Consider the following 25,256-nt stretch of genomic DNA (forward strand, 5'->3'; position numbering starts at 1 on the left):
CAGCTTACAGCGGTTTTGTAAACGAGGTATGTGGTTGTCTAGCTCCCCTCTCCGGGAGAGGAAGGCTGGCGGCGAGGTTGGCCGGCCGCGCCGTGAACACGGTTTCTAAAACTGCGCTAGCAGTTAGCTAAGAAGTACCAGCGGCTAGAGTTCCAGCAGTTAGTTCGGCTACTATTTCTAGTTTTCAATCTATGTGGCGTAGCCTGTTCGACACACTTTTTTTCACCCTGGCTTATCCGCTGTCGCTGCTGTTAGCGGTAGCAGTGGGCTACTTGTTTGCCGAAATAAGCTACCGCCGCCGCGGCCGGATTTGGAAACCATCCGGCATTGAAAACGCGCTTGTTACCATTTTCGGGCTCCTCCTGTCCTTCACCCTGCTCTCGTCCAACAATTCGCTTAAAGAGCGAACGGTTCTGATTCATCAGTCGTCGGATGCCGTGGCCGAATTGTACCGGGAAAGCGAGTTGCTGCCGGCTGCCGGTCCTGTTATCGTCCGGGGCTTACTGCTGCGGTTTTTGGCGCTGGAGTTGGCCGAGCATCGCCCCAAACCACTACCCGACCCGGCGCACGCACGCAAAATTATGGTTCTCTATCGCCAGGCCTGGCAACAGCTTCGCGACGCTACCAGGGCCGCTACCCTCCGGCCCGACGATGTGCGCCGGCTACTACCGGCCTTTTACAAGCTCAACAACGCCACCTCCCGGCTGCACTATTCTTACCAGGAAGGCACTCCCTATTCTATTATCGCGCTGCTGCTAATTTCGTCCTGGGCGATTGGGGTGCTGGTGGGCTTCAGTAACAGCGCCCAGGAAACCCGCCATTACTTCGTGCCCATCCTGTTTGTGATTATTTCCGTGCTGACCGTGCAGGCCATCCGCGACCTCGACAACCCCGAGGTGGGCTTTATCCGACCCAACTATAACAACCTCCAGGATTTGCAGCGCCTCATTGCGCAGGACCAGCTTCCCGCGCCCCGTCGCGCTGGCAATTGAGTGGTCAAGGCTGCGGGGCACAGGCCACTTTACTCAGCTTGTATTGGTAGCCTTATTGGGGGTTCACTAAGACCCATTTGCCTCCTTTTTCGGTGCGTGCGCCACCGCAGCGAGTCGCCGGTGAGGGTGAATGTTACCTCGTGCACCTGAGTCTGACCCTCGCCGGCCCGCTGCCAGTCGGCCACGATTTGCTGGCCGATCAGGGTACCGCTCAGGGGGCCCCGGGCGTGGTCTTTTTCGGCGGGCAGCACCGCCAGCTCGCCCGTCACGGCCGCGCCACTGATGCTGAGGCGAACCAACGTAGTGTCACGCCCCAGTACCTGCCGGTAGCAGACTTGGCAGGCCTGCGCGGCCGGAGCCGTGGCGGCAGTTTCGGCAGGTGGGGAGGAAGTAGTGGAGGCCGAACGGTTATCACAGCCGCTGAGCAGTGCTAGAATAACCACTGCTAAAACCGGCTTACGCAAGTTACTTGGGTTCATCGTGTTTCCTTTAGTAGCAAGAGTCTTAATGAGGACTGCTGGCTGGGCACCCAGGTTATTTTTCCGGGGTCACCGGGGTGGCGCGAAACCGGGCCACGATGGCCGTGCCATCGCGTAGTTCCAGGGCCGCATCGGTCACGTAGTAGGACTGCACGGTAGTCAGGGCCTGCACCATCCGGGTTTCCGTTTGAGCGGCGGCGGGCTCGGCGCACATCATGCGCGTGGTGGCCAGCGGCGAAAACGTCATTCGGCCGGTGCCGGTCAGCTCGAAGGTGCCAGTCAGACGGTTGCAGCCAGTGGAACCGCTCAGCCGGCTGGGCGGGAAGAAGAGCAGGTGCGCCTCGCGGGCGTCGCCGGTAGGCGTCACGGGCTGGCCGGCAGCTTCGGTCAGGGCCCAGCGGTGCGCAAATAGCTTCTCGCTGCCCCCGCCCGGCGGCTCAGCCGAAGTAGCAACGGGCACAGTGGGCACAACGGTCGGGCCGCCGGGCGCTGGCAGCGCCGCAACAGTGGCGGCCGGCCGGGTTGGCTGGCAGGCGGCGGCCAGCAGCGCGGCACCCAGCAGTAGGGTTTTGGTTAGCATAAGAATAGAGAAGCAGGCTGGTTAGGGCGGCGCGTCAATCGACTTTCTTAAAAACCAGTTGGTTAACTCGGTTTTTTAACGTCAGCCGGCGGTTTTCAAGGCGGTAGGTAAAGGAATTCCCGGAAAGAGCGCCCAGGAATTTGCGCTCGAAGGGCAGGGCAGGGCAGGCCAGCATCGTGCCGCGCAGGGTGCCGAACTTCAGGCCGGCCCGCTCCGGCGTCAGCGAGCCGCCGAAGCCGTTGCAGCCAGCAAAACCCAGGGCTTCCTCGCGGGTCAGGTTCAGCTCCAGATACGGCTTATCCTTGGTGGCAAATTGCGCGGCGGCCACGGCCTGCCCATCAATGGATTCGAGGGCCCAGATGTCGTGCAGCCGGTAGTCGCCGAGGTAGCGCCCGCAGCCGGTAAGTTCGCGGGCGACCGGCTGGGCAGCCATCCGGGCCTGCACCGTGACGGTGTAAGGCGACACCTCGCCCGACATGTTGTTTGGGCAGGGGCGCTGCGCGATGGTCACGGTCAGCTCTCCGGCCGCTGTCAGGGCCCGGTAGCGCAGCACGGGCGCATCCTGGGCCTGGTTGGGGGCCGGCAGGGGCACAACCAGGGAGTCGGCGCCGGCTACGGTGCGAAAGCGCATCTGCCCCTGATTGGTCAGCTCCAGCGACCAGAACGGCTCGCTGCCCATCGCCACGAAGTCCACGCCACGACGGCGCTGGGCATCCCAGCGGCCAACGAGCTCGGTTTTTACGGCCGCCGGCCCGCTGCTGGTTGGCTCGGCGGCGGCGGGTAGAGTCTGCTTCGGCAGGGCCGCCGGGGCACAGGCCGTGGTGAGCAGACTTAGGGCAATTAAAAGCGCACAAGAGTTCATGAGTCGACTTTTAGGAGTGCGTCTCTCCGTTGTTATGAGCCGGTAGGCAAGCCGGCTTGCCTGCTACAATTCGGACTAGCTCAGCAAACCGGCCAGGTCAATCTGGTCAAGGTAGGACTGCAAATAGATGGGCTCGTGGAAGGCGCGCAGGAGTTCAAAATCGGAGGGGGTAGGAAAGTAGATTTCTACGAAAAAGGCGTCCACCTGATATACACGGACCAGGCCCGACGCGCCCGCCGGGCGGGCCGCCAGGTAGTAGCCCTGCTCCCAGACGAAGGTGAGCTGCGCGGGCGGCGGCAGCTGATTGAATGCCGCGAGGGCGCGTATGATTTCCGCCGCTGATGCCATTTGCCGCGGCCTTGTGGTAAAGACCAGTCGCAAACGTAGGCTACTCACCGGGCGCGGGCAAGCCTAACCCAGCCCAATCGCGTTACACTTTCTAATATGTGACAGCAAAGGCCGAAGCTACTGGCGCGGTCGCTATCCAATTATCTGCTAATCAATAAGAAGAGGTGATCTGGGCCATGTACTCGGAGGGCGTGCAGCCGCTGAGCTTCGTGAAGGCGCGAAAGAACGTGGTGCGGTTGCTGAAGCCCGCTTCCAGGGCCAGGCCCTCCAGCGTCAGCTGCCGCCATTCGGGCCGGCCCATGCGCGCCTTGACGTACTCGACCCGGTAGCGGTTGAGGAAGTCACTGAAGTTCATTGCGTATTCCTGGTTGATGAGGGCCGAGAGGTGGTGGGGCGGGATGCCGGTTTCGGAACCCAGGTCCTTAATGCCGTAGCCTTTGCACAAGAACGGCTGCTGCTCCCGCATATGGACTTCCAGGCGGGCGCGGTAGGCGTGTTTGCGCTCATCGCTCAGCGAGTAGGCGCGCGCCAAGTCTTCTTTCTTATTGGCGGTGGGCGACTCGGTGGACGGGGCTGCTGCTTCGTCGGCCACCGGCACTGCCTCTGGCTCGGCGGCGGCCGGGTTGCGCATTCCGTACAGAACCTGGGGCTGGAAGAACAGCAGCGTGGAGGCCACCAGCAGGTAGCTACCCAGCGCGCAAACGGCGAAAATAGTCACGTAGGTGCCATTCAGAGGCAGCAGCATCGCCAGCAGCACGGGCGGATAGAGAAGCAGGTTGAGTAGCGTAAACACACGTAGCCAGCGCAGCAGGGCCTCGTTTTCGGGGTGGCGGGTGGCGGGTACCCGCCGACTAAACTGCCACAGCAGCCGCCCCTGCATTAGCCCATAAGCGGTACCGAGCCCAAACTTGAGTACCGGATGATAGTAGGCCGGCAGAAGGCCCTCCTGCTGCTTGGTGACGCCCGCCACATCCACCAGCAGCAGCTGCAGATAGTGGACTTTATAGGCGGTTCCGTGCAGTAAAAAAGGCAGCAGCTCCAGGGTATGCAGCCCAAAGGGTATGAAGAATAGCCAGTCGAAGCGGCGAAAGCGAAGTTCCTGATTCAGCACCGAGCGCACATACAGGTAAGCACAGGGCGCAACCAGGTAGTGCAGCGGCATATTCACCCGGAATAGGTGCGGCACCACGAAGATGGCGTGGTTGATGAGCAGCGCACTGGTAAGCGCAAACAGGGCCACGCTGAACAGCGATACGCCCAGCAGGCGGTTGGCATGGCGCTGCACGTTATTAACGAACGCCAGAATCGCGCTCACGAGCAGGCCGACGAAGGCGCTCAGAAACATGAACACCATGAGCAGCTCAGCGTGGGGCATCAGGGGCAGGTCGGGAATCATGCGGGCAGCGCGTTAGAGCGGTTCCGAAGTTAGTGAAGGTAGGGGCAGGGCTTGCCCCCGCCCGGACGTTCGCGCCAAGTCTACCGATTCCGTTCAACGACGGGCGGAGACAAGCCCCGCCCCTACCTCGTCCAAACTGTATGGTAACTGCGAAACCGCTCTAGGACTGGCGTTCGTTCTACTAATGTACTGCTACCGCACAAGTGCTGCACGGGTCGAAAGGCTGGCCGCAGGCAAAGGTGGAGCAAGTGGCGCCCCGGTTGCAGGTTGCATGTTTTATTGAGCTATAGTAAGATAGAACTGAAAGTTTTGAAGAGCCGACTTTCTCCGGATCCTATCGCCAAGGAAGCTATTTCTGTTCCTTAACACTCCACCTAGCTCCCACCGGAAGACAAGGGCCATGTATTATTATATCTTTACAAATCAAATAGTTATAAGCCTACTTCGGTTTTTTCAGGGCGCTATTCTGTTACATTTTACAAAGTGTAACATGCTGGGGCAGTCCGCGCTTGGTGCCAGAAAATGGCTCCGCTACTATTACAATTGGAAGCGGCTGGCTAGCCGGGCGGGCGGCGCTGGCCTCCCCCGGAAACGACCAGTGAGCCGGACTATTCCCGGCGCTTCGTTCGACAAATTCTTTTTCTCAGCATCCTTAAACATCCCTTCCGTATGCGTAAACGACTCATCCAATCGGGCCTGGTGCCCCTAATTTTTCTGCTGCTGGGGTGGGTATCGCCAGCCGCCGCGCAGGTATTATCGCCTCGCGGGCAGTTGCGCGACTCGCTGGTGCGGGTCTATGATGTCCGCACAATTTATGGCTATGGCGATAAGTACATCATGGGCGGCAAGCAGGTGCCGTTTCGTAAGCTGAAGACGGAATTTACCACCGGCATAACCAGCGACCTATACCAGCAGGGCCGGCGAGACCGGACCGTGAGCCACCTGCTGAGCATAACGTCCGTGGTCGCGCTGGTGGGCAGCTCGGTACTAAGCAAGAATCACCAAGCCGGCAGCATTGCCCTGCAAGTGGTTGGCATTGGCCTCAACCTGGGCAGCCTGCGTTTCAGCAGGAGGTCTAACGAGCTGGTGGACCGGGCCTTGTGGCAGCGCAACAGGGACGTCTTATTTGGCGGCCGCTAACGCGGGTTTTTCGGCCTGGGGGCCCGTTACTCACACTATCAGCTGTCCCGACGGGGCTCATTCAACTCCAGTTTTCAACATCCAGCTTCCAGGCACCATGCAAAGATTATCTACGCTACTCTTACTTATGGGCTTGCTCCTAGCCCGTATCCCCTCGGCCACGGCCCAGGACGACGGCGGGCTGGTGGCGACTACGGAGAAGGGCCAGGTCCAGGGGCAGCGCGTGGGGAATGTGCTCATCTTCAAGAGCATCCCCTACGCCGCCCCACCCGTGGGGGCGCTGCGCTTTGCGGCCCCGGCCCCGCACCAGCCCTGGCCAGGCGTGCGCGACGCTACCCAACGCGGCCCGACCGCGCCGTTTAACCGCCCGCCGGAAGGGGCCATCGATGGCCAGCCCATTTTCGGGTCGGGCTGGGTGAAGGGCGATGATTATCTAACCACCAACATCTGGACGCCCGCCCTGACCGGCCCAGCCCGGCCCGTGCTGGTGTTCATCCACGGGGGCGCGTTTGTGCTGGGGACCAGCGACGTGCCGCTCTACGACGGCACGACCTTCGCCCAAAAGGGCGTCGTGCTAGTTTCGCTTAACTACCGGCTAGGCATCGAGGGCTTCCTGAAAATCAAGGGAGTGCCGTCCAACCTGGGCATCCGCGACCAGCTGGCGGCCCTACGCTGGGTGCAGGCCAACATTGGCCGCTTCGGGGGCGACCCGGCCAACGTGACCATCTTTGGCGAGTCGGCCGGAGCGATGAGCGTGGCCACGCTGATGGGCAGCCCAGCCGCGAAGGGCCTGTTTCGGCGGGCCATTATGATGAGTGGCTCGGGCCAGGCCGTGCTCAGTGGCAAGCAGGCCGACCTCATCGCCGCCAAGTACGCCAGCGTGCTGAAAATCAAAAATACCGCCGAGGCCTACCGCCGGTTTACCCCCGAGCAGTTGCTGGCCGCCCAGCAAAAAGTCACGCCCAAAATGGTGAAGCTCAATACCGATGAGTACGCCGACCCGGGCTCGGGTACCGTACTTTATTTTCCGGTGATTGACGGTGACATCGTGCCCGCCATGCCCATGACCAGCGTGCAGCAGGGGGCTAGTGGCGCTAGTGATCTGCTGTTGGGCTACAACTCCGACGAGGCCAACTATTTCCTGATTCCGTCCGGGCTACTAAAGAAAATCAAGTCCAACTTCGTTCTGTTCTTAGCCGTGAAGCGGCTTCATCCCGCCCCGGCGGCCCTGATTACCGTGTATAAGCAAGCCTACCCTACCAAGAGCCTGGGCGAGCTGCTTTCTGCCATGGTCACGGCCTACCAGTTTCAGGTACCTTCCGTGCAGCTGGCCGATGCCCACGCCCGCCAGCCCGGCCGCACCTACATGTACGAGTTTGCCTGGCCGTCCTCGGTGGCCGGCGGCACCTACGGAGCCTACCACGGGCTGGGGCTGCCCTTCGTATTCAACCAGCGCGCCCTGGCAACGGGGCCACGCGGCATGCTGGGCCCCGGCGGCGGCCCCGCCGAGCTAGCCGAAAAGATGCAGGACGCCTGGGTGGAGTTTGCCAAAACCGGCAGCCCCGGCTGGGCCCCCTACACCACCGCCGAGCGCCAGACCATGCTGATCAATACCACCTGGCAGCTCCAAACTAATCCGCACGCGAAGGAAATCCGGGCTTGGGAAGGCGTGCGCTGAGAAAAAAAAGGGGGGGGGGGAGGAATACGGCGCTGGTTTAGCCACAGCTGCTGGAGAAACTTTGGTTAGCACGCCATTTCTTGATCAATCACCGCCGGCAACCGCTGGTCTATTCTCCCTTACCGATGAAACGGTCCCTCTTCTTTTATGCGCTGCTGAGCGTGCTACTGGCTTCCCGGCCCGGCGTGGCGCAGGAAATGGTTCAGCCTACGCGGCCCCAACCGCCGCGGCCGCCCTATCCCCCGCAGCCGCCCCGGCCGTCAATTCAGCCGCCACGCCCGCCTGCCAGCGGCTGGATTCCCGTCGCCATTATTGCGGTGCGGCAGCCGGTTGGGCATGCCGGCACGGTGCTGGGCGGGGCCTACCACAGCTTCCGCTACTTAAAGCTCCGGGTCAACAACCGAGCCTTGACCCTAGACCACCTGCTGGTGAGCTATGACAACGGGCCAGCGAGCAGCCTGCCGCTACGCTACCGCCTGCTGCCGGGCCGCGATAGCGCTCCACTCAGCCTGCAGAGCCTGGGCGGCCGCTCTATCCGCCGCGTTGACCTCTGGTATAGCACCGACGGCGGGCTGTTCAACCCGGTCAGCGTGACCATCCTCGGCATGCGCTAGCCTTTTCGCCCCGTATTCTGGTCATTGCCCCCTGCTATTTTGCCAACCTCTCGCTTTAATTCTTTCTACGTCCATGGAACGTCTTTCTGCTTACTCCGAGCAATTGCAGGCCATGATTTTACTCTACCTGCCACGGGTGGTCATGGCCGTAGTGGTGCTAATAGTGGGCTGGTGGGTTATCCGGCAGGTGAGCCATATAGCATCGCGTGCCATGTCGCGCCTCGACGTATCGCTGCGTGGCTTTCTGACCAGCCTGGTGAGCGTAGTCTCAAGGTGCTGCTCATTATCAGTGTGGCTGGCATGATGGGATTGCAAACTACTTCGTTCGTGGCCGTGCTGGGCGCGGCGGGGCTGGCTGTAGGGCTAGCCTTACAGGGCACGCTGGCTAACTTCGCCGGAGGCGTGCTCATCCTCATGTTCAAGCCTTTCGCGCCGGGCGACGTGATTGAGAGCCAGGGCAAAACGAGCATGGTCAAGGCCATTCATATCTTCGATACCATCCTGAGTACCCCGCAGGGCGACACCGTAATTTTGCCTAACGGCGCACTCTCCAATAATATTCTGATTAACAAGACTATCGAAAACCGGGCGCTGGTCGAAATTCTGCTGGACGTGGACGGCCAAACCAACCTCGACGAGTTGCGCGCCTTGGTTCTGCCGCTGCTCACGGGCCACGCACAGGTACTACCGGACCCGGCACCCAGCCTGGGCATTGTGGCGCTGGTGCCCGGCGGCATGAACCTTGCCTGCCGGGCCTACACCCTGCCCGGCGACAACGCGGCAGTCCACGGCGCGCTCATCGAGCAAATCCAGCGCGTGCTACTAAGCCATGGCATTCAGGCGCCGGCTAAGCAGAAAAAAAAAGACAAAAAAACGGCGTAAAGCTTTCGCCCGCCGCAGGAAACCCCGTTGCCTACCCCTGCTTCCCCGCAAGCCCCGCTGCACAACCCCATGAAGCACGACTACCGCCCGGCTGCCCAACCCATTCCATACCAGCGCTGGCTGGGCTTGGCGTTGCTGCTGCTGTTACTTACCGTTGGCCTGGCCTGGGGCCAAACTCCGGCCCAGCGCCCGCGCATGGGCCTGACGCTGAGCGGCGGCGGGGCCCGCGGCCTGGCCCACATCGGGCTGCTCAAGGCCCTGGACTCGGCCGGCGTACGGGTCGACTACGTGACGGGCACCAGCATGGGGGCTGTGGTTGGCTCGCTGTACGCGGCGGGCTACTCCGGGACCGAAATTGAACGGATAGCCCGGGGGTTGGATTGGGACGCGTTGCTCACCAATGCGGCCCAGCTCAGCACGATTACGCTACCGGGAAAGGACGATTTTGGTCACTACCTCCTGGAGCTACCGGTGGTAAAGGGCAAGTTCCAGTTTCCCAACGGCGTCATCGAATCGGAGGAGCTATGGCTCAAGCTCAGCGAGTTATTCCTGCCCTACTACCGCACCAAAGATTTTGCGCGCTTCCGGCGGGGGTTTCGGTGCGTGGCAACGGACATCATTTCCGGCGAGCCCGAAGTGCTGCGCACGGGTGAAATCGTGGCGGCCATTCGGGCGAGCATGGCCATTCCGTCGGTGTTCACGCCCGTGCAGTACCAGGGGCACCAGCTGGTGGACGGCGGAGTGGTGCGCAACTTTCCGGTGTCGGAAGTGCAGGCGATGGGCGCGGGCGTCATCATCGGCAGCAACGTGTCGGCCGGGGCCTACACCGAAACCAGCCTGCGCAGCCCCGTGGACGTGCTGCTCCAGATTTCCTCGTTTAAGGACAACGCGGACTTTAAAGCACAAAAAGCCCTTTGCAGCCTATACGTCGATTATCCGTTGGGGAATTACTCAAGCGGCAGCTTTTCGGCCGCGGGGCCCATCATTGCACTGGGCTTGCAGCAGGGCCGGGCTGTGTATCCGAAGCTGAGGGCCCTGCGTGATTCGCTGGATGCGCTCTACGGCCCCGCCCCGCCCTACCCCCCCGCAGCCCGGCGAGCCGACTCCGTTTACGTTGAAGGATATCAGGTACGGGGACTGCCCCAGGCGTCCGAGACGCTGCTGCTGCGGCAGCTACGGTTGCGTTCTGGGCGCTACTACTCGGCTCCGCAGCTGTCGGCGGCCGTGCGCGACGCGTTCGGCACGCGGGCATTTCGCAAAATCACTTACTCGCTGCTGCCCGCTTCCGACTCGTCGGCCCGCCTCGTGTTCGACGCCGAGCGCAGCCCGGCCGCGCGCATCGGGCTGGGGCTCAACTACAACTCGCTAATCGGCCTCGGCCTCATCGGCAGCGTGACGCTGCAAGATAAGCTGGCCTCCGCCTCCACGAGCCAGGTGGCGTTCAGCATCGGCGAGAACCCCCGCCTGCGGCTCAAGCACGTGCAGTACTTCACCGAACACCAGCGCCTGGTGCTGCGCCTGCTGGCGCAGGGCGAACGGGTCAGCATCACTACGTACAGCACGAGCTTCAAGAAAGCGGGCCTCTACACGCAGAACTACGTGCTGGCCAACGCACAGCTGTTTCACCTGCTCGACCGCAACCGGGGCCTGGGCCTGGGCACGCGCTACGAGTACGGGCGCTTCACCCCCGAAATCACCTCGCGCCTCCAGCTCAACGGCCGCATTAGCCTGCTCAACAGTTACTTATTCTACGAAGAGAATACGCTAAACGCGGTTGCCTATCCTACCCACGGCCGCAGAATTGATGCTGAAATCGGCGTGGTGTATGCTCAGCGGCCCAGTTTTCAGGTCCTGAGCGATACTACCGTTACCGGCACCGAGCAGTCGCCTGGGTTTTCGTTCCGGCCCTATGGTCACGCGCGCCTCAACGTGGAGCAGTACCTGCCGCTCAGCAAGCGCGCCACGCTGCTGGTCCAGACCCAGGTGGGCCTCAACTGGAACTACCAGCAGGCCATTGCCAACGACTTTGTGCTGGGCGGCCTCACCAGCGGGCTGCGCAACCAAATCACGTTTGCCGGCCTGCCCGAAGCGGGCCTCTACACCGGCAGCGCCGTGGTCGGGCTCGTGGGCTGCCAGTACGCGGTGGCCCCCAAAATATTCGTCATTGCCAAGGCCAACGCCCTCTACCACGACTTCCTCGCCAACGCTGCCCGGCCGCAGCCGGCCCAGATGATTTATGGCGGCTCCCTCACCCTGGGCCTTAATTCATTCCTGGGCCCCATCGACGTGAGCCTGATGTACTCCGACGCGACGAAAAAGCTACTGCCCTATTTCAACATTGGGTTTCCCTTCGGCTACCGCTAGCGCGGTTTCCAGGACAGTGCACAGCTACGAATCAGTGGCGCAAATTTTGACGCTGGCGTCGTCCCAGCGGTTACCGGGCAACGCCAAACTCTACCCGGCGTTCGGGTACGCGGTGACGGTACTGCCCGCCCCGGCCACCGCCCCGCCGCGCCCACCTCGCTGGTGGGCATCCTGGAGCGGGAAATGGTGGCGCGGCACCTGAAGAAACAGGAGTTGGTGGCCCTGCTCGGCGTGGCCAACAGCCGATTGAGCGAAGTGCTGAATGGCAAACGCGCCATTAACCTGGACCTGGCCAAGCGGCCGCACCAAAAGCTGGGCATTTCGGCCGAGCTTATTCTGGAACACGCCTGATATTTAGCGAATCTGGGCGGTGCCAAGCTCTATCTGGTGTTCAAATACTGGTGACGGTACCGCCGGCTCAGTAGCAACGAGAAAATAAATTAGGGCGTAACGATATCACATTCCAAACGGTGGAACGTGATATCGTTACGCCCTAATTTATTTTCATTTATTTCTCTACTAATATGTAAAATAATAATTACTTAGACAGAAAGATGTGTAGAATTCAATATCAAGGACTTCTTTTTAATTTCTTTCAAAGCTTTCAAGCTATTACCCACATAATAATCTGGCAGTGGTCCAAAGCGGGGTGATATTCTATTTTCAGTTATTGGCACATTCTAATGGGAACCACTTGAATAGAGTCAGAAAAGCGGAAAACAGTGTGTCAAGAAGCAGAATTAAATGCTGGAATCACCCCGCTTTGGACCACCGCCAATAATCTTTCAACAGGTTTACGACTCGTATATGGTTTTTCTGAATAGCGTCAATATCCCACTGTTGGTTATTAATAAAGACGTGATTAGTATTGGCACGACCTTCAATATATGTACTGTATTTGTGTCGCTTATCCAGAAATGAAGAATTGCTTAAAGATGCGTTCTTTTTCATATCTACGAGCACTATATTACCCAAGCGATGCAGCCATTCTTGGTGTAATTCCTCTGCAATATTCCAAGCGGGGGCATTTGGCTTCTGTGGCAAAATATGTTCAACAGAAGCATGTGATTTATTAAACTGTAATTTGTTATTCAAGTTACCTGTAAGCAAATCTAATTTAAGCAATAAATAGCGTGTCTTATTAATTCGAGTGCCTGAGAAACTTCCCCACTTTTCCTCATTCAGTAATGTAAAGAATTTATCGATATTGATAAGTGTGTTAGCCTTCTCATCTTGATAATCATAGCGCAGTACGTTATCTTGTAAAAATTCTAAAGATGCGAGCTGCTTGTCTTTTACTCTTTCGCGTATTTCGTCCATTTTACGTAGCATAAAAAATATACGTGTGTTCAAATTAAATGATACAGTTATCCACGCGACTGAAAATAGATTATCAATCTTGATTAAAAATTCAAGAATATTTACTTCACCAAAACATTCACGATAGTGCATTAATACCATGATATACTGGTTTCCAAAAGTATTAGAAAGAATATAATTTAAGTTTTCGTAAAGACACCCTGCCTCTTCTGATTGGTAATTAGAATTAAATACGGCATCCAAATGCTTAACATATTTACCCATAAAATCAAAAGTGGGTTCACCTTTTGACAGTAATTTTCTATCGTATATATAATTATAAGCCTTACTAATACCGCTAAGCTCACCACTAGTGAACTTCACTAAAATAAATATCATAGCCCACAGAAACTCATCGAATGATTTGTAAGGTGATTCAATAGCACTTTGGTACTCATCCCACTTGGCTGCATACTTCTTCCGGGCTTCTTCATCCTTAATAACGCGCAAGTTCTGAGCACGCAAGATATCACTAGATTGAAGCTGTAAACCCCGGCTGTTCAAAACTGTAAATAAGTTGTAGGCATCGTCTAAATTATCGGAAGTAGCTAAGTATAGAACTAACACTTTATTACCGAGATATAAAAAGAAGTCATAGATAAACTTCTGATAATTTTCTTCCGATGTATGTTCTTGTAGTTTGCTCGCCCACCAATCATGAATGGACAGCAAGGCTGTTGCCATATTACGAACAGATGTTGCCTCCCCATTACCATCTGAAATTATCCTTAACTGCGCATTCTGTAACGTACCTTTTTCCGTAAGTACAAACTGCTGGAAAAATTTATCATCGTGCCGAACAGTAAATTTTAATCGGTTGCGCTCTGGGATATTTTCTAGGTCATTACCAACCTGCTGAAGGCGCTTAGTAACAAGATCTTTTACACTAGAATTAGTGGAAAGGTCTCGAATAACACCGTGTAATAAATATAAAGTAATAAACCGTTGCTGTCCGTCTAGAATATCGTTATAAGCATAAGGATTACCCCCGTTTTGGTCAATTTTGGCATTCCAAATCATACAGCCTAGAAAATACTCACGGTTTTTACCATGAGCGAAAGCTGAGGCAATATCCTCGCACATCACAGTAACTTGGTCAGGACCCCATACATAGGGACGTTGATATTCAGGAATATTATAGAATCGTTCCGGATAAAAAATTTCTTTGATATACTTTTGACCAGTGTCAAGGGTAGAATCAGCCATAAAAAAAAGGGGGGGGGGGAAGTAACGGACTAGCAATCTAGTGCTTAGTCAGGCAAATTAGCTGCCCTAATTTTCCGATAGTGTCGGTCGAGTTTGACGCGGGCTTTTTCGAGGGTGAACTGCCATTTTACGGTGGCCCGCGCCGCATTACGCTCAGCCACGCAAGCGGCGACGTGGGCCGTGAGTTCGTCTTGCGTGGGGATGCGCTGGTGCAGGCACTGGCGGGCGATGGCCGAGCGTTCGAGTTCGACCATGTTGAGCCAGGAGGCATTTTTAGGCGTGTAATGCACCTCGAAGCGAGCGGCTAGCACCCGCGCTTCGGCCGCCGGCAGGTGCTGATAGAAGACGGCATCGGTGTGGGTGTTGAGATTGTCCTGCATCAACACGATTTTCTCGGCCTGCGGGTAGTGAGCGGCCAGTTGCTGCATAAAGCGGCAGTAGTCGGCCCCGGTGCGGCGGGCGGAGACCTCGACCAGGCGCTGGCCCGTGCCCGGCTCGAAGGCGGCCAGCAGGCAAGCCGTGCCCTGGCGCACGTAGGTGTTGCTCTCGCGGCGGGGCCGCCCGGCTTTGGCCGGTTGCTTGCCCACCGCCGGTTGGGCTGGCACCGGGGCCAGCGGCTCGACGGGCTGGCCGTGGAGCACGCAGGGCCGCTCATCGAAGCAGACAACGGGAAAACGCGCGTCATAAGGCCGTTCGTAGACGGCCAGTACGTCCTCCATCCGGGCTACGAAGGCGGCGTTCACCGCCCCCAGGCACCAGTGCTGCTGGCGGTGAGGCTGCAACTCGTTTTTTTGAGCACCTGGCTCACCGTCTCGTGGGAAATAGTTTCCACCAGTTCCAGCTCCACGGCTTTGTCGGCAAGCAAACGCAACGTCCAGCGGCTGTGGCCTACCGGGGCCGGGGTGCAGGCCAGAGCGGTGAGGGCGGCCCGCTGGGGCCCGTCGAAGCGCGGGGGCGTGCCACTACGCGGGGCCTCAGATAGCGCGAGCTCCCAGCCGCCCGCTTCGTAGCGGCGGCGCAGCTCACTGACGGTCTGCCGACTCAGGCCGATGGCCTTACCGGCCGCCTGTTGGCCGATGCCCGTAGCTAAGGCCAACAGGGCCTGGGCGCGGCGTACGGCCCGCACCGGGCGGCAGCCCGTGCGGGTGAAGTTTTCGAGGGCAGCCTGGTCGGCGGCCGCTAGGGTAAAAGGAGTGATTGGTCGGGCCATACCAGGCCAACCTAAACTACCTGTATTCTGTTAGTCAACTTCGCTGACTCAGCACTAGTACGGCAAATAAAAAGACTCGAATTTACTACTCTATCTACTTAATAGCGTTATTATTTTTTCTGATTAGAGATGCTTCCAGGTCAATATACAGTATCGTTCAGCAAATCATCCTACCACACAGCCCCTTCCCGAAAAATAACGGATAATGAGTAGATTGGTGCCGTACATATATCTAGATTTAAATTTGGATAAGATATTTGACACCAGCTCGTTAACAGCACGCATCTTGGTTACCACAGGTGCATCCAACCAGGAGCCACCTATATAGCACCCGCTACCGTTGCAGCCGGGCCCACTGCACGGCCACCAGGGTTTTGGCGTCCTGGAAGGGCTCGGCGAGGAGGGTGTCCCAATCCAGGGTGACGATTTTGATGTATTCGTTTTCGCCGGCCACGCCGCCGCCGGGGCCCGTTTGGAGGCTCACCTCGGCGTAGTAGATGGCGATGGTTTCGGTGCTGGCGCCGGGCGTAGAGTACACAGTGGCGATGTGGGTGAGCATGTCGACCTCGTAGCCCAGCTCTTCGTGGATTTCGCGGCGCACGGTGGCATCGGGCGTGTCGTCGTGGTCAATCATGCCGGCCGCAATTTCCAGCACCTCGCGCTCGGGGCCGTAGCGGAACTGCCGGGTGAAGATGTAGAGCTGGCGCGCGGTATCGAAGACCAGCGCCGCCACGGCGTTGCCGAAGATGAATTGCTCGCGGGTGAACTCCTGGCCGTTGGGGGCCCGCACGGCCAGCTCGTCAATCTTGTAGTGGCCGTTAAAGACGCGCTTGCGGTCGGTAATCTGCATGGGGGGAAGCTGTGTTGTACCTTTGTCTAAACCAGGGCCGCCGTCGGAGCAGCCCGCCGCCCGGCTGTGCCGGGCAAAGCCCCGCGCCTCGGCTGCCTCCGCAAGTAAGCGCACCTCACCCCAACTTCTCCTGTTTCAGGGAATGCGGCGGCCTCCGACGAGCCGCCACCCCCGCACGCGCCTGGCCATCCAGCGCGGCCATGCCCGCCTGTGCTACTTCGCCAGGCCCCACCGGCGGCTCCTCCTGAGCCGCTGCCCCTCAACCCGATACCTAGTTTCGCGCACCCAACCCCCTTTATGACGTTTAGCGAATTAAACCTGATTGACCCCATCCTCAAGGCCCTGACCGAGGAAGGCTACACCACCCCCACCCCTATCCAAGCGCAGGCCATCCCGCAGGTGCTCGAAGGCCACGACCTGCTGGGCGTGGCCCAGACCGGCACCGGCAAGACCGCGGCTTTCACCGTGCCCATCCTGCAACTGCTGCACCGCTCGGCGCAGCTCGAAAAGCAGGCCCCCCGCCGCATCCGCTGCCTCGTGCTGACGCCAACGCGCGAGCTGGCCATCCAGATCAACGAATCGTTTGGGGCCTACGGCCGCCACCTGAGCCAGATTCGCCACACCGTTATTTTCGGCGGCGTGGGCCAAAACCCCCAGGTGGCGCAGTTGCAGCGCGGCGTGGAGGTGCTCATCGCCACCCCCGGCCGCCTGCTCGACCTCATGAACCAGGGCTTCGTGGACCTGCGTGGGGTGGAGATTTTCGTGCTTGACGAAGCCGACCGCATGCTCGACATGGGCTTCATCAACGACATCAAGCGCATCCTGCCCAAGCTGCCCGCCAAGCGCCAGACGCTGTTTTTCTCAGCCACCATGCCGGGCCAGATCCAGGAGCTGGCCAGCACCATCCTGCGCCCCAACCCGGTGCGCGTGGCCGTGACACCGGTGAGCAGCACCGCCGAAACGGTGACGCAATCGGTGTTTTTGGTGGAAGGCAACAACAAGCCCGCCCTGCTCCGCCACGTGCTGGAGGACAAAGAAATTCGCCGCGTGCTCGTCTTCACCCGCACCAAGCATGGCGCCGACAAGGTGGTGAAGGCCCTGGCCCAGTACCAGATTCCGGCCGAGGCCATCCACGGCAACAAGAGCCAGAACCACCGCCAGCGGGCCCTGTCGAACTTCAAGGCTGGCAGCACCCGCGTGCTGGTGGCCACCGACATTGCCGCCCGCGGCATCGACGTAGACGAGCTGACGCACGTCATCAACTACGAAATCCCCAACGAGCCCGAAACCTACGTGCACCGCATCGGCCGCACGGGCCGCGCCGGGGCCTTCGGCACGGCCTTCTCGTTTGTGGAAGACGAGGAGCGCGCCTACTTGCAGGATATCCAGAAACTCATCAACCGCCAGATTGACCTGGCCACCGACCACCCCTACACCACGGCGCACGTGCGCCCAGTGGAGCTGAACGGCCGCGAGCGCATCATCCGGCCCAAGGGCCCCGCGGGCCGGCCCCAGCGCCCCAGCCGCGACGGTAGCAGCGGTGGCGGCCGCTCCGGCGGTAGCCACGGCGGCGGCGGCCGCTCCAGCGGCGAGCGGTCCGGCGGCGGCGAGCGGTCGTCGTCGGCCACCAGCAACCGGCCCGCGGGCGGCAGCCGGGCAGCCGCGCCAGCCGCAGGCAGCGGCGGCGATGCCAACCGCCGCTTCGGCAGCGGTGGCCAGCGCGTGCAAGCCGGCGACGGCGGTGGGCGCGATGGCGGCCGCCGCGAGGGCGGTGGCACGCGCCGCAACTCATATTAGGGCTGGCTGCCGCTGGCTCAGCGGCTAACTATTGATTTTCTTGAACGGGCCGGAAAACTTTTTCCGGCCCGTTTTGCTTTTTCAGACCAGTACCTCGTCATTCGCACCCGTTATGGCCACCACCTCGCTTTCCGTTATTCAGGCCCTGCGCAGCACGGCCCAACGCCTCGCCACCCAGGCCCCCTACCAATGGGGCCACATGGGCAGCTGCAACTGCGGCCACCTGGCCCAAACCGTCACGAAGCTGACCAAGGGCGAGATCCACGCCCGAGCCATGCAGCGCTACGGCGACTGGGAGCGCCAGCTCATCGATTACTGCCCCACCAGCGGCCTGCCCATAGACGCCACCATCGACGAGATGCTGGCCCTGGGTTTCACCCGCACTGACCTTACCCACCTCGAACGCCTCGCCGACCCGGCCATCCGGGGGGCCATCCCGTTCGAGCGCCGCGACCAGTTGCGCCACAACCAGCGCGACGACGTGGTGCTATACCTGCGCACCTGGGCTGATCTGCTGGAGCAGCAGCTACTGGCCGGCATAACCCTGCCCAGCTTCGCCACGGCTCCGCAGCTAGTGCTAGTGGCCAACTAGGGGCCCCGCACACCACCGCACGCAAAAAGCCCCCGCCAATTAAAATTGGCGGGGGCTTTTTTGCGCTCAAAGATTAAGGAAGCTGCCCGTGGTCGGGCAATGGGTTCCGGACCACGGGCAACGGGTGACTAGTGCCGACAGCTTAGTTGCGGGTCACGTCGCTCGCCTGGGCCTTGCGGTACATCTCGGTCCGGTTGGCACGCTTGTAGGCAGCATCGGCGTTAGGGTCTTTCTCCGCGTCGGGGGCCTGAGAGCAGGAGGCGGTCAGGAACAAAACTGCGCTGGTGGCCAGCAAGGCAATGACTCGGGTCGATTTCATGGTACGAAGATAGCTAAGGGGCACCAAACCGCCAACCTGAGCCATACCGTATATCCCCAAGTACCGCACGCAACAGAGCCCGTTCAACTGATAACATTTGGCAACCATTTCTGGCGCACAGAAACAACGAGTGGCAACAGCCTCCTGGCCATGCAAGCATTACCTACCCCCGTATACCGCGTGCACCGCAGGCCTTGCACAAGGGAAAATCCAGGGGCCCCAAGGCTCATTTGCTTAGCAGCGGCGATACAAACGAATCACTAGAAAATGACTTTTTTAAAGTTGTCTTTTTCACCAAAAGGCTTAGTACGAGTTCGAGTACAAAATATAGGACCATCTTTTAAGCACCAACTAAAAGGCAAAATGAAAACACTATATTAAGTTGCCAAAGGCAATAATAATGACTTCACCTAACGATTATATTAGTAACTAATTTAATTCTGATTTACAGGCATTTATACACCCAATAAATTCTCGGTTTGATACCACTAAGCATCCTAGCAGTACCCCGCAATACAGGACGGTACAGTGCAAGGACCAAACGTTTTATACTAACCCAAAACGATCGGTCAATCTCTACTTATCCAACAGGACGGCAGCTACTGACAAATTGTATTATCAGTAGAAATTTTCATTCCCTGCCCATAGGGTTGTATGCACGAGCAACGGCACTGGCCAGCACCCACACGGCGCAATGCACCAGCGTCACCGGGGCCCCAGTGGCGCTGCTTATTCCGGCTGGTAATCCGCAAAAGTGCCGTCGCGGTAGAAGATGACGATGCGCCGAATCACTTTCCCTGGTTCAGCAAACAGCGCCAGCTCGGGCGGGATATTCCCCGCCGGCGCCGCCACGGCGCTGGCCGCGGCTCCGGCTACCTCAGCCGGGCCAGCCAAGCCAGTAGCTCCAAGGACGGGTGCGGGCATGGTGGGCGCAAGGGCAACGGCGGGCACCGCGGCCAGCACAGTTTCTGGGACCGGCGCAGGGGCCTCCAGAGCAGGGGCCCCTGGCGCCACAACTTCTGGCATGGGGGCCACAGGGCGGCGCGGGACGGGCACGCGGGACGCAGCCGGAACGGCTTCCAGGGTAATTTCGGGGGTGGTGGGCTCCGCGTCGGTGGCCAGCATGGGGCCCGTGCCGCTCAGCAACCAGGACATTGAGAGGTCGGGGAAGGCGGCCAGCACCTTCTGGACCACCTCCAGGCTAGGCTTGTTACGGCCCGATAAAATGTGGCTCACGATGGGCCGAGCCACGCCAATGGCATCCGCGAATTGCGTAGGGCTCAGCTGCCGGGCCAGTAACAGCGCCCGAATCCGGTCGACCATGTAAGCTTGTGATTTATTTACAAATGTGCGACAAATAAATCATTGTCCCGAACCAAAGCTTCTCACTCCTGATTGTTTACAATTATGCACCATAACGACAAATATCTATCCTGTTTACACTTGTAATTACAAGTGTAAACAGGGCTTCGCGCTTCCCTGAGGCCTTAGCGCTTGGCTGGCCGGGTTTCGTTGCCCACAAAAAAGGCCCGGCTTGCCGAAGCAACCGGGCCTTTTTTGTGGGCAATGCGAAAATTTTATCGGCCTGGCGCGGGTACTAATCACGCTTCGCGCTGGCGGCCAGGGCAGCCGTTTTAGCCGGCTGTGGGCGGGTGGCAACCCGCACCGGGGCAGGTCCGGCGGGTTTGTCAAACAGCTCTAACGCCAGGGCTTTGTCGTGGCCGTAGATGTCGTCGCGGAAGTGGGCGTGGCCTTCGGCATCGGCCCAGGCCGTGAGGTAGACGAGGTACACGGGCAGCTTTTTGGTGAGCGTGATGTACTTCTCGCGGTGGGTGGCCACGGTATCGAGGATGGTCTGTTCGTCCCATTCAGGCTTGTCGCGCAGCAGGTACGCGGCCAGCTTCATGGGCTCCTCTACCCGCACGCAGCCGTGGCTGAAGTTGCGGCTGACCTGCGAAAACAGCTCACCATGGGGCGTGTCGTGCAGGTACACATCGTTCGAGTTCGGGAAGATAAATTTAACGTTGCCCAAGTCGTTTTTGGGCCCCGGGCGGCGGCGCACCGTGTACCTGAAATTGGCCTGCGTCACGTTGGCCCAGTCGATGGTGCCGGGGTCGATGACGGTGGCCTTGCGGCCGTAGCCCTTCACCACTTCCATGTCGAGGCGGTCGAGGTAGCGGGGGTTGGCAGCCAGCTTATTTTTCAGCTCCTTGTCGACGATGCTGAAGGGCACGTACCAGTAGGGGGCCAGCACCACGTACTCCATCTTGTCGCTGAAAATCGGGGTGGCCGTAAGGGTCTTGCCCACGATGACGCGCATGGTCAGCGCCTCCTGCCCGTTCTCCACCACGCGCAGCCGGTACTCCGGAATGTTGACCAATAAATAATCGGCCTCAAATTTTTTGGGGAGCCAGCGCCAGCGCTCCATGTTCAGCAAAATTTGGTCGATGCGCTGGCCAATAGGTACGTTCAGCTCGCGCAGCGTGGCCCCGCTCACCACGCCGTCGGGCCGCAGGCCGGCGTCGTTTTGGAAGGCTTTCACGGCGCTCACCAAGGCCTTGTCGTACACCGGCGAGGCGTGGGCAGCGGTGTCATCCGGGGCCCCCAGCAGGCGCTGGCGCAGCGCCGACACGGCCGGCGAAGCCTGCCCCGGACGCAGGGCCAAGCCTGTTGGCAGCGCTGGCCAGCCCCCTGCGGCCTCGCGGGTGCGGTAGGCGGCCAGGGCTTTTTTCAGGTTGTTGTATTCGGGGTGCAGGGGCGCAAACTCATAGTAGCCGTACTTGCTTTTGCGGTCGCCGAGGTACGTGAGCAGGGCTTTGTGGAGCTTGATTTTGTTGGGCTTCACCTGCCAGGCGGTGTTCTTGGCGTCGTGCGGATTGGCCACACCGCGGTAGAAATCGGACGCCCACACGAAGTAGGTGCCCGACAACGCCACGTCAGTCTCTTGTTCCAGCGCGTCGCGGTGGGCTTCATCGGGCGCTACCTTCAACGCGCTGAACAACTTAGCCAAGTCCTTTACCTGGTACTTGCGGGGGTCCAGGCCCTCATCAGCGGCTTTGGCGATGGTTTGCAGCAGCTGCGTGGCTTGTGGCACCAGCTGGTGGTCTTTAAACCACCCCAGGCGGTACTGCCGCTCGCGGTAGAACTTCTCCGCCCACGGCAGCTGGGCCCGGAACTGAGGCACCGCCCCCAGAGCGCGCGCCACGTAGGCGCTGTCGAGCAGCGGCTGCGGGCCGCTCACGCCGGCGGCCGGCGCGGCGGTACTGGCAGCTTGCTCCGGCTTGTCGGAGCCGCAGCCGCTCAGCAGCGCTGCGCCCAGCCAGCCGCCGAGCAGCACCAGAAAATACGCAAAAAGGGAACGGCGAACGAAAGGCATGAAGAAGACAGGGCCCGGGGCCCGTCGGGAAAAACGACAGATGGGCCGTTGTACTGGCCGGCGCGTGGCGGGATTGTGGCCCCCCCTAAGCCACCACGTGCCAGCGCAAGTTACGGTATGCCGACCTGCTTTGCACGTCTGGGGCCAAAACGGCTAGGCGGGCCGCGTACTTTTGCAGGGCCCGGCCGGGGGAAACCCCGGGCCCCGGGCGCTCTCCTTCTACCACCGCCATGCCCCCCGCCTCCCTACCCCCGCCCGCCCCCGACCCCCACAGCCGCGCCGGCACCGGCCCAGCCCGGGTGCGCCACCTGGCCCTCGACCTCACCGTTGACTTCGCCGCCCGCACCCTGGCCGGCACCGCCACCTGGCACCTGGCCCAGCCCGCCGGGGCAGCCGATGCGCTGGTGCTTGACGCCCGCGGCCTGGCCATCGAGGCCGTGGCCGCGGGGCCCCACGCCGGGGGCTCCGCCCTTGCCTGGGACCTGGGCCCCGACGATCCCGTGCTCGGCCAGGCCCTGCGCATTGCCCTGCCGCCGGGCACGGTGGCCGTCACCATTCGCTACCGCACGGGGCCCGGCGCGGCGGCCTTGCAGTGGCTGGCGCCGGGGCAAACGGCCGGCACTGAGCCGTTCCTCTTCACGCAGTCGCAGGCCATCCTGGCGCGCACCTGGCTGCCGTGCCAGGACTCGCCTGGCATCCGCTTTACCTACGATGCCACCGTGCGCGTGCCGCCCCACCTACTGGCGCTGATGAGCGCCGAGAACCCGCAGCGCCTCGACCCCAGCGGCACCTACCGCTTCCGAATGGCCCAGCCCATCCCGGCTTACTTAATGGCGCTGGCCGTGGGCGACCTCGCATTTGCCCCGCTCAGCGGACGCACTGGCGTGTACGCCGAGCCGGCCACACTGGCAGCGGCCACCTACGAGTTTGCCGACCTGGAGCAGATGGTGGCCACGGCCGAGCAGCTCTACGGGCCCTACCGCTGGGAGCGCTACGATTTGCTGGTGCTGCCGCCCAGCTTTCCGTTCGGAGGCATGGAAAACCCACGGTTAACATTTGTAACACCTACTATTCTGGCCGGCGACCGCAGCCTGACGAGCCTGGTGGCCCACGAGCTGGCGCACTCGTGGAGCGGTAATCTAGTTACAAATGTAACGTGGAATGATTTCTGGCTGAATGAGGGCTTCACGGTGTATTTCGAGCGCCGCATTATGGAACAATTGTACGGCCGGCCCTACGCCGACATGCTCCAGGTGCTGGGCCGCGCGGCCCTCGCCCACACCATTGCCGCGCTGGGCCCCACCAGCCCCGACACCCACCTGCGCCTGCACCTGGCCGGCCGCGACCCCGACGACGGCCTCACCGAAATTGCCTACGAGAAAGGGTGCGCCCTGCTGCTGGCCCTGGAGGCCCGGGTGGGCCGCCCCCGCCTCGACGCTTTTATTAAGAAGTACTTCGCCCGCTTCAGCTTCCAGGCGATGGACACCGACGCCTTCGTTGCGTACCTGCGCACTGCCCTATTCGACGCCACGCCCAGCCTCGAAGCGGCGGTCGAGCTGGCCGCCTGGGTCGACGGCCCCGGCCTGCCCGCGGCGGCGGTATCCGTGGTGGCCGCCCGCTTCGCAGACGTGGACGGAGCCCTGGCTCAGCTTGCCGCCGGCACCGCGCCGGCCGCCCTGGCCCCGCCCACCGCCGGGTGGAGCAGCCACGAGTGGGTGCACTTTCTCGGCGGCCTCCCGCCCACCCTCGGGCCGGAAGGCCTCGGGGCCCTCGACGACGCGTTCCACTTTACGGCGTCGGGCAACGCCGAACTTTTGGCGGCCTGGTTTCCGCACACCGTACGGGCCGGCTACGGCGCCGCCGACGTAGCGCTGGAAAACTTCCTGCTCCGCGTGGGGCGGCGCAAGTTCATCGTGCCCTTGTACCAAGCGCTACTAGCCACGGCCGGGGGCCCCGCCCGCGCCCGCCGCCTGTACGCCGTCGCCCGGCCCAACTACCACGCTGTGGCCACCACCACCCTCGACGCGCTGCTAGCCGAAGAACCGGCGGTGGGCGCGGGCGCGGCGGGTTAGCCATACCTTATATATAGGTAGCCGCGGCGGGGCCCACCCTTCTTACGTACCAATGGCCGCGGCGGCCCGACTTTTGCCGGGGCTCCGCCCAACCCGGGGCCCTGGCTCAGGTTGTTTTTTTTTCCCGCAGTTTAGATTTTAGCATTCCGTTGAAAACCACTCATCCCCTGGGCAAGCTCATCGCCATCGGCGGCAACGAAGACAAGGGCACCTACCCCAACCCCCGCACCCGCCGTAAGTACTACCTGAATTTTTTCGAGCTGGGCATCCTCAAGCGCGTCGTGTCCGAGTCGGGCAAAGATGATCCGCGCATTGAGGTCATCACCACGGCCTCTATGATTCCACAGGAAGTGGGGCCCATCTACACGGCTTCCTTCGCCATGCTCAATTGCCATAACGTGGGCATTATGGATATCCGCACCCCGGCGGACGCCCGCCAGCCCGAGTACCTCGACCGCCTGCTGGCCGCCGATGTGGTAATGTTTTCGGGCGGTAACCAGGGCCGCCTGCGCGAGATGTTCGGCGAAACCGACTTCCTCGACGCCATGGTGCGCCGCTACCGCGCCGAAACCCACTTCGTGATTGCCGGCACCAGCGCCGGGGCCATGGCCATGTCGCAGCATATGATCCGGGGCGGCTCCGTGCCCGACGCCCTGCTCAAGGGCGCCGTGAAGATGGGCCCCGGCCTGGGCTTGCTCACCACCGCCGTCATCGATTCGCACTTTGTGAAGCGCGGCCGCTTCGGCCGCCTCATCGAGGCCGTGAGCCTCTACCCCAAGCTCATCGGCATCGGCCTGGGCGAAGACACCGGCGTGCTCATCACCGGCGGCAACATGGTCGAAACCATCGGCTCCAACCTCGTCATCATCCTCGACGGCCACAACGTGGTGCACAACAACGCCGCCGCCGCCAAAAAAGGCACGGCCCTTTCCATCGAAAACCTCACCATGCACGTGCTGGCTAAAGGCAACGTGTACCACATAGAGGAACGGAAATTCTACCCCAGCCAAGCCTCCTGAGTATGCTGGGACATGGGGAATTTTTATTTCATGTCGTTATTCTCTATATTTAACCATTGAAATGTTCGTTCTTGTGTAGGTAGGCGAGGATTTGACGGATTACTAAGGTCTCGGCATCAGC

At 60.5% G+C, this 25,256-nt stretch carries 24 protein-coding genes; 12 read left to right on the plus strand and 12 right to left on the minus strand.

Annotated features, from left to right (window positions below; all coding sequences use genetic code 11):
• Window positions 1–191 precede the first annotated feature (191 nt).
• Window positions 192–992 carry a hypothetical protein gene (locus DDQ68_RS06945; protein ID WP_109655647.1) on the plus strand — a complete coding sequence of 267 codons (801 nt, stop codon included), beginning with the start codon at window positions 192–194 and terminating at the stop codon, window positions 990–992.
• A gap of 29 nt (window positions 993–1,021) precedes the next feature.
• Here DDQ68_RS06945 and DDQ68_RS06950 read toward each other — a convergent pair whose 3' ends face one another.
• The 5 genes from DDQ68_RS06950 to DDQ68_RS06970 all read right to left on the minus strand — a co-directional run bounded on the left by DDQ68_RS06950 (window position 1,022) and on the right by DDQ68_RS06970 (window position 4,657).
• The gene (locus tag DDQ68_RS06950) at window positions 1,022–1,435 is read right to left on the minus strand and encodes a hypothetical protein (protein WP_109655648.1); all 414 of its coding nucleotides are present in this window, start codon (window positions 1,433–1,435) and stop codon (window positions 1,022–1,024) included.
• Between the two features lie 91 nt (window positions 1,436–1,526).
• Window positions 1,527–2,051, minus strand: coding sequence for an META domain-containing protein (locus DDQ68_RS06955; protein ID WP_109655649.1), 525 nt, complete (start codon window positions 2,049–2,051; stop codon window positions 1,527–1,529).
• 34 nt (window positions 2,052–2,085) lie between these two features.
• Entirely contained in the window at window positions 2,086–2,913 is an 828-nt protein-coding gene (locus DDQ68_RS06960; protein WP_109655650.1) for an META domain-containing protein, read from the minus strand.
• 75 nt (window positions 2,914–2,988) lie between these two features.
• On the minus strand, window positions 2,989–3,261 hold the full coding sequence (locus DDQ68_RS06965; RefSeq protein WP_109655651.1) for a hypothetical protein: 273 nt from the start codon (window positions 3,259–3,261) through the stop codon (window positions 2,989–2,991).
• A gap of 151 nt (window positions 3,262–3,412) precedes the next feature.
• Window positions 3,413–4,657 carry a helix-turn-helix domain-containing protein gene (locus tag DDQ68_RS06970; RefSeq protein ID WP_109655652.1) on the minus strand — a complete coding sequence of 415 codons (1,245 nt, stop codon included), beginning with the start codon at window positions 4,655–4,657 and terminating at the stop codon, window positions 3,413–3,415.
• A 669-nt stretch (window positions 4,658–5,326) separates the two neighbouring features.
• On the opposite strand from DDQ68_RS06970, the gene DDQ68_RS06975 reads away from it, so the two are divergent.
• From DDQ68_RS06975 to DDQ68_RS07005, 7 genes are all read left to right on the plus strand, one after another.
• Window positions 5,327–5,797, plus strand: a complete 471-nt coding sequence (locus DDQ68_RS06975) for a hypothetical protein (protein WP_109655653.1) — start codon at window positions 5,327–5,329, stop codon at window positions 5,795–5,797.
• A 127-nt stretch (window positions 5,798–5,924) separates the two neighbouring features.
• Window positions 5,925–7,475, plus strand: coding sequence for a carboxylesterase/lipase family protein (locus DDQ68_RS06980; RefSeq protein WP_162549910.1), 1,551 nt, complete (start codon window positions 5,925–5,927; stop codon window positions 7,473–7,475).
• Between the two features lie 125 nt (window positions 7,476–7,600).
• Complete coding sequence (locus DDQ68_RS06985) at window positions 7,601–8,089, plus strand: DUF2541 family protein (protein ID WP_109655655.1); 489 nt, start codon at window positions 7,601–7,603, stop codon at window positions 8,087–8,089.
• A gap of 73 nt (window positions 8,090–8,162) precedes the next feature.
• Window positions 8,163–8,393, plus strand: coding sequence for a mechanosensitive ion channel family protein (locus DDQ68_RS06990; protein ID WP_109655656.1), 231 nt, complete (start codon window positions 8,163–8,165; stop codon window positions 8,391–8,393).
• On the plus strand, window positions 8,390–8,971 hold the full coding sequence (locus DDQ68_RS06995; protein ID WP_109655657.1) for a mechanosensitive ion channel family protein: 582 nt from the start codon (window positions 8,390–8,392) through the stop codon (window positions 8,969–8,971). The genes DDQ68_RS06990 and DDQ68_RS06995 overlap by 4 nt, the downstream gene beginning before the upstream one ends.
• A 69-nt stretch (window positions 8,972–9,040) precedes the next feature.
• Entirely contained in the window at window positions 9,041–11,335 is a 2,295-nt protein-coding gene (locus tag DDQ68_RS07000; RefSeq protein WP_109655658.1) for a patatin-like phospholipase family protein, read from the plus strand.
• 162 nt (window positions 11,336–11,497) lie between these two features.
• Window positions 11,498–11,686 carry a helix-turn-helix domain-containing protein gene (locus DDQ68_RS07005; protein ID WP_109655659.1) on the plus strand — a complete coding sequence of 63 codons (189 nt, stop codon included), beginning with the start codon at window positions 11,498–11,500 and terminating at the stop codon, window positions 11,684–11,686.
• 402 nt (window positions 11,687–12,088) lie between these two features.
• Here the strand turns inward: DDQ68_RS07005 and DDQ68_RS07010 are convergent, their stop codons facing one another.
• The 4 genes from DDQ68_RS07010 to DDQ68_RS07025 form a co-directional block, all read right to left on the minus strand.
• Window positions 12,089–13,900, minus strand: coding sequence for a DUF262 domain-containing protein (locus tag DDQ68_RS07010; protein ID WP_109655660.1), 1,812 nt, complete (start codon window positions 13,898–13,900; stop codon window positions 12,089–12,091).
• A 44-nt stretch (window positions 13,901–13,944) separates the two neighbouring features.
• Window positions 13,945–14,682, minus strand: coding sequence for an IS630 family transposase (locus DDQ68_RS07015; protein ID WP_162549911.1), 738 nt, complete (start codon window positions 14,680–14,682; stop codon window positions 13,945–13,947).
• Window positions 14,640–15,110 (minus strand): helix-turn-helix domain-containing protein, encoded by a 471-nt coding sequence (locus DDQ68_RS07020; protein ID WP_109655662.1) that lies wholly within the window; start codon window positions 15,108–15,110, stop codon window positions 14,640–14,642. Before DDQ68_RS07020 ends, DDQ68_RS07015 begins: the two co-directional genes overlap by 43 nt.
• A 334-nt stretch (window positions 15,111–15,444) precedes the next feature.
• Window positions 15,445–15,960, minus strand: coding sequence for an NUDIX domain-containing protein (locus DDQ68_RS07025; RefSeq protein ID WP_109655663.1), 516 nt, complete (start codon window positions 15,958–15,960; stop codon window positions 15,445–15,447).
• Window positions 15,961–16,257: 297 nt separating this feature from the next.
• Between DDQ68_RS07025 and DDQ68_RS07030 the strand changes: the two genes are divergently transcribed.
• Entirely contained in the window at window positions 16,258–17,757 is a 1,500-nt protein-coding gene (locus tag DDQ68_RS07030; protein ID WP_170121919.1) for a DEAD/DEAH box helicase, read from the plus strand.
• A 112-nt stretch (window positions 17,758–17,869) separates the two neighbouring features.
• Window positions 17,870–18,349 carry a hypothetical protein gene (locus DDQ68_RS07035; protein WP_109658346.1) on the plus strand — a complete coding sequence of 160 codons (480 nt, stop codon included), beginning with the start codon at window positions 17,870–17,872 and terminating at the stop codon, window positions 18,347–18,349.
• Window positions 18,350–18,491: 142 nt separating this feature from the next.
• Here the strand turns inward: DDQ68_RS07035 and DDQ68_RS22660 are convergent, their stop codons facing one another.
• The 3 genes from DDQ68_RS22660 to DDQ68_RS07050 form a co-directional block, all read right to left on the minus strand.
• The gene (locus DDQ68_RS22660; protein WP_162549912.1) at window positions 18,492–18,668 is read right to left on the minus strand and encodes a hypothetical protein; all 177 of its coding nucleotides are present in this window, start codon (window positions 18,666–18,668) and stop codon (window positions 18,492–18,494) included.
• Window positions 18,669–19,397: 729 nt separating this feature from the next.
• Window positions 19,398–19,991 (minus strand): helix-turn-helix domain-containing protein, encoded by a 594-nt coding sequence (locus DDQ68_RS07045; RefSeq protein WP_109655665.1) that lies wholly within the window; start codon window positions 19,989–19,991, stop codon window positions 19,398–19,400.
• A 274-nt stretch (window positions 19,992–20,265) separates the two neighbouring features.
• Window positions 20,266–22,044, minus strand: coding sequence for a L,D-transpeptidase family protein (locus DDQ68_RS07050; protein WP_109655666.1), 1,779 nt, complete (start codon window positions 22,042–22,044; stop codon window positions 20,266–20,268).
• Window positions 22,045–22,274: 230 nt separating this feature from the next.
• Between DDQ68_RS07050 and DDQ68_RS07055 the strand changes: the two genes are divergently transcribed.
• Together DDQ68_RS07055 and DDQ68_RS07060 are read left to right on the plus strand one after the other, a co-directional pair.
• Window positions 22,275–24,116, plus strand: coding sequence for a M1 family metallopeptidase (locus DDQ68_RS07055; RefSeq protein WP_109655667.1), 1,842 nt, complete (start codon window positions 22,275–22,277; stop codon window positions 24,114–24,116).
• Between the two features lie 149 nt (window positions 24,117–24,265).
• A complete protein-coding gene (locus DDQ68_RS07060) occupies window positions 24,266–25,135 on the plus strand; it encodes a cyanophycinase (protein ID WP_109655668.1) in 870 nt (289 codons plus the stop codon).
• Window positions 25,136–25,256 lie beyond the last annotated feature (121 nt).

This window comes from Hymenobacter nivis (genome assembly GCF_003149515.1).
Classification (GTDB): domain Bacteria; phylum Bacteroidota; class Bacteroidia; order Cytophagales; family Hymenobacteraceae; genus Hymenobacter; species Hymenobacter nivis.

Bases quoted from the DNA above. Each gene is read 5' to 3' on its own strand.
- DDQ68_RS06975 (WP_109655653.1), top strand. From the start codon at position 5,327: ATGCGTAAACGACTCATCCAATCGGGCCTGGTGCCCCTAATTTTTCTG.
- DDQ68_RS06965 (WP_109655651.1), bottom strand. From the start codon at position 3,261: ATGGCATCAGCGGCGGAAATCATACGCGCCCTCGCGGCATTCAATCAG.
- DDQ68_RS07050 (WP_109655666.1), bottom strand. From the start codon at position 22,044: ATGCCTTTCGTTCGCCGTTCCCTTTTTGCGTATTTTCTGGTGCTGCTC.
- DDQ68_RS22660 (WP_162549912.1), bottom strand. From the start codon at position 18,668: ATGAAATCGACCCGAGTCATTGCCTTGCTGGCCACCAGCGCAGTTTTG.
- DDQ68_RS06970 (WP_109655652.1), bottom strand. From the start codon at position 4,657: ATGATTCCCGACCTGCCCCTGATGCCCCACGCTGAGCTGCTCATGGTG.
- DDQ68_RS06995 (WP_109655657.1), top strand. From the start codon at position 8,390: ATGATGGGATTGCAAACTACTTCGTTCGTGGCCGTGCTGGGCGCGGCG.
- DDQ68_RS07020 (WP_109655662.1), bottom strand. From the start codon at position 15,110: ATGGCCCGACCAATCACTCCTTTTACCCTAGCGGCCGCCGACCAGGCT.
- DDQ68_RS06960 (WP_109655650.1), bottom strand. From the start codon at position 2,913: ATGAACTCTTGTGCGCTTTTAATTGCCCTAAGTCTGCTCACCACGGCC.
- DDQ68_RS07025 (WP_109655663.1), bottom strand. From the start codon at position 15,960: ATGCAGATTACCGACCGCAAGCGCGTCTTTAACGGCCACTACAAGATT.
- DDQ68_RS07045 (WP_109655665.1), bottom strand. From the start codon at position 19,991: ATGGTCGACCGGATTCGGGCGCTGTTACTGGCCCGGCAGCTGAGCCCT.
- DDQ68_RS07030 (WP_170121919.1), top strand. From the start codon at position 16,258: ATGACGTTTAGCGAATTAAACCTGATTGACCCCATCCTCAAGGCCCTG.
- DDQ68_RS06945 (WP_109655647.1), top strand. From the start codon at position 192: ATGTGGCGTAGCCTGTTCGACACACTTTTTTTCACCCTGGCTTATCCG.
- DDQ68_RS06990 (WP_109655656.1), top strand. From the start codon at position 8,163: ATGGAACGTCTTTCTGCTTACTCCGAGCAATTGCAGGCCATGATTTTA.
- DDQ68_RS06955 (WP_109655649.1), bottom strand. From the start codon at position 2,051: ATGCTAACCAAAACCCTACTGCTGGGTGCCGCGCTGCTGGCCGCCGCC.
- DDQ68_RS07055 (WP_109655667.1), top strand. From the start codon at position 22,275: ATGCCCCCCGCCTCCCTACCCCCGCCCGCCCCCGACCCCCACAGCCGC.
- DDQ68_RS06985 (WP_109655655.1), top strand. From the start codon at position 7,601: ATGAAACGGTCCCTCTTCTTTTATGCGCTGCTGAGCGTGCTACTGGCT.
- DDQ68_RS07000 (WP_109655658.1), top strand. From the start codon at position 9,041: ATGAAGCACGACTACCGCCCGGCTGCCCAACCCATTCCATACCAGCGC.
- DDQ68_RS07035 (WP_109658346.1), top strand. From the start codon at position 17,870: ATGGCCACCACCTCGCTTTCCGTTATTCAGGCCCTGCGCAGCACGGCC.
- DDQ68_RS06980 (WP_162549910.1), top strand. From the start codon at position 5,925: ATGGGCTTGCTCCTAGCCCGTATCCCCTCGGCCACGGCCCAGGACGAC.
- DDQ68_RS07010 (WP_109655660.1), bottom strand. From the start codon at position 13,900: ATGGCTGATTCTACCCTTGACACTGGTCAAAAGTATATCAAAGAAATT.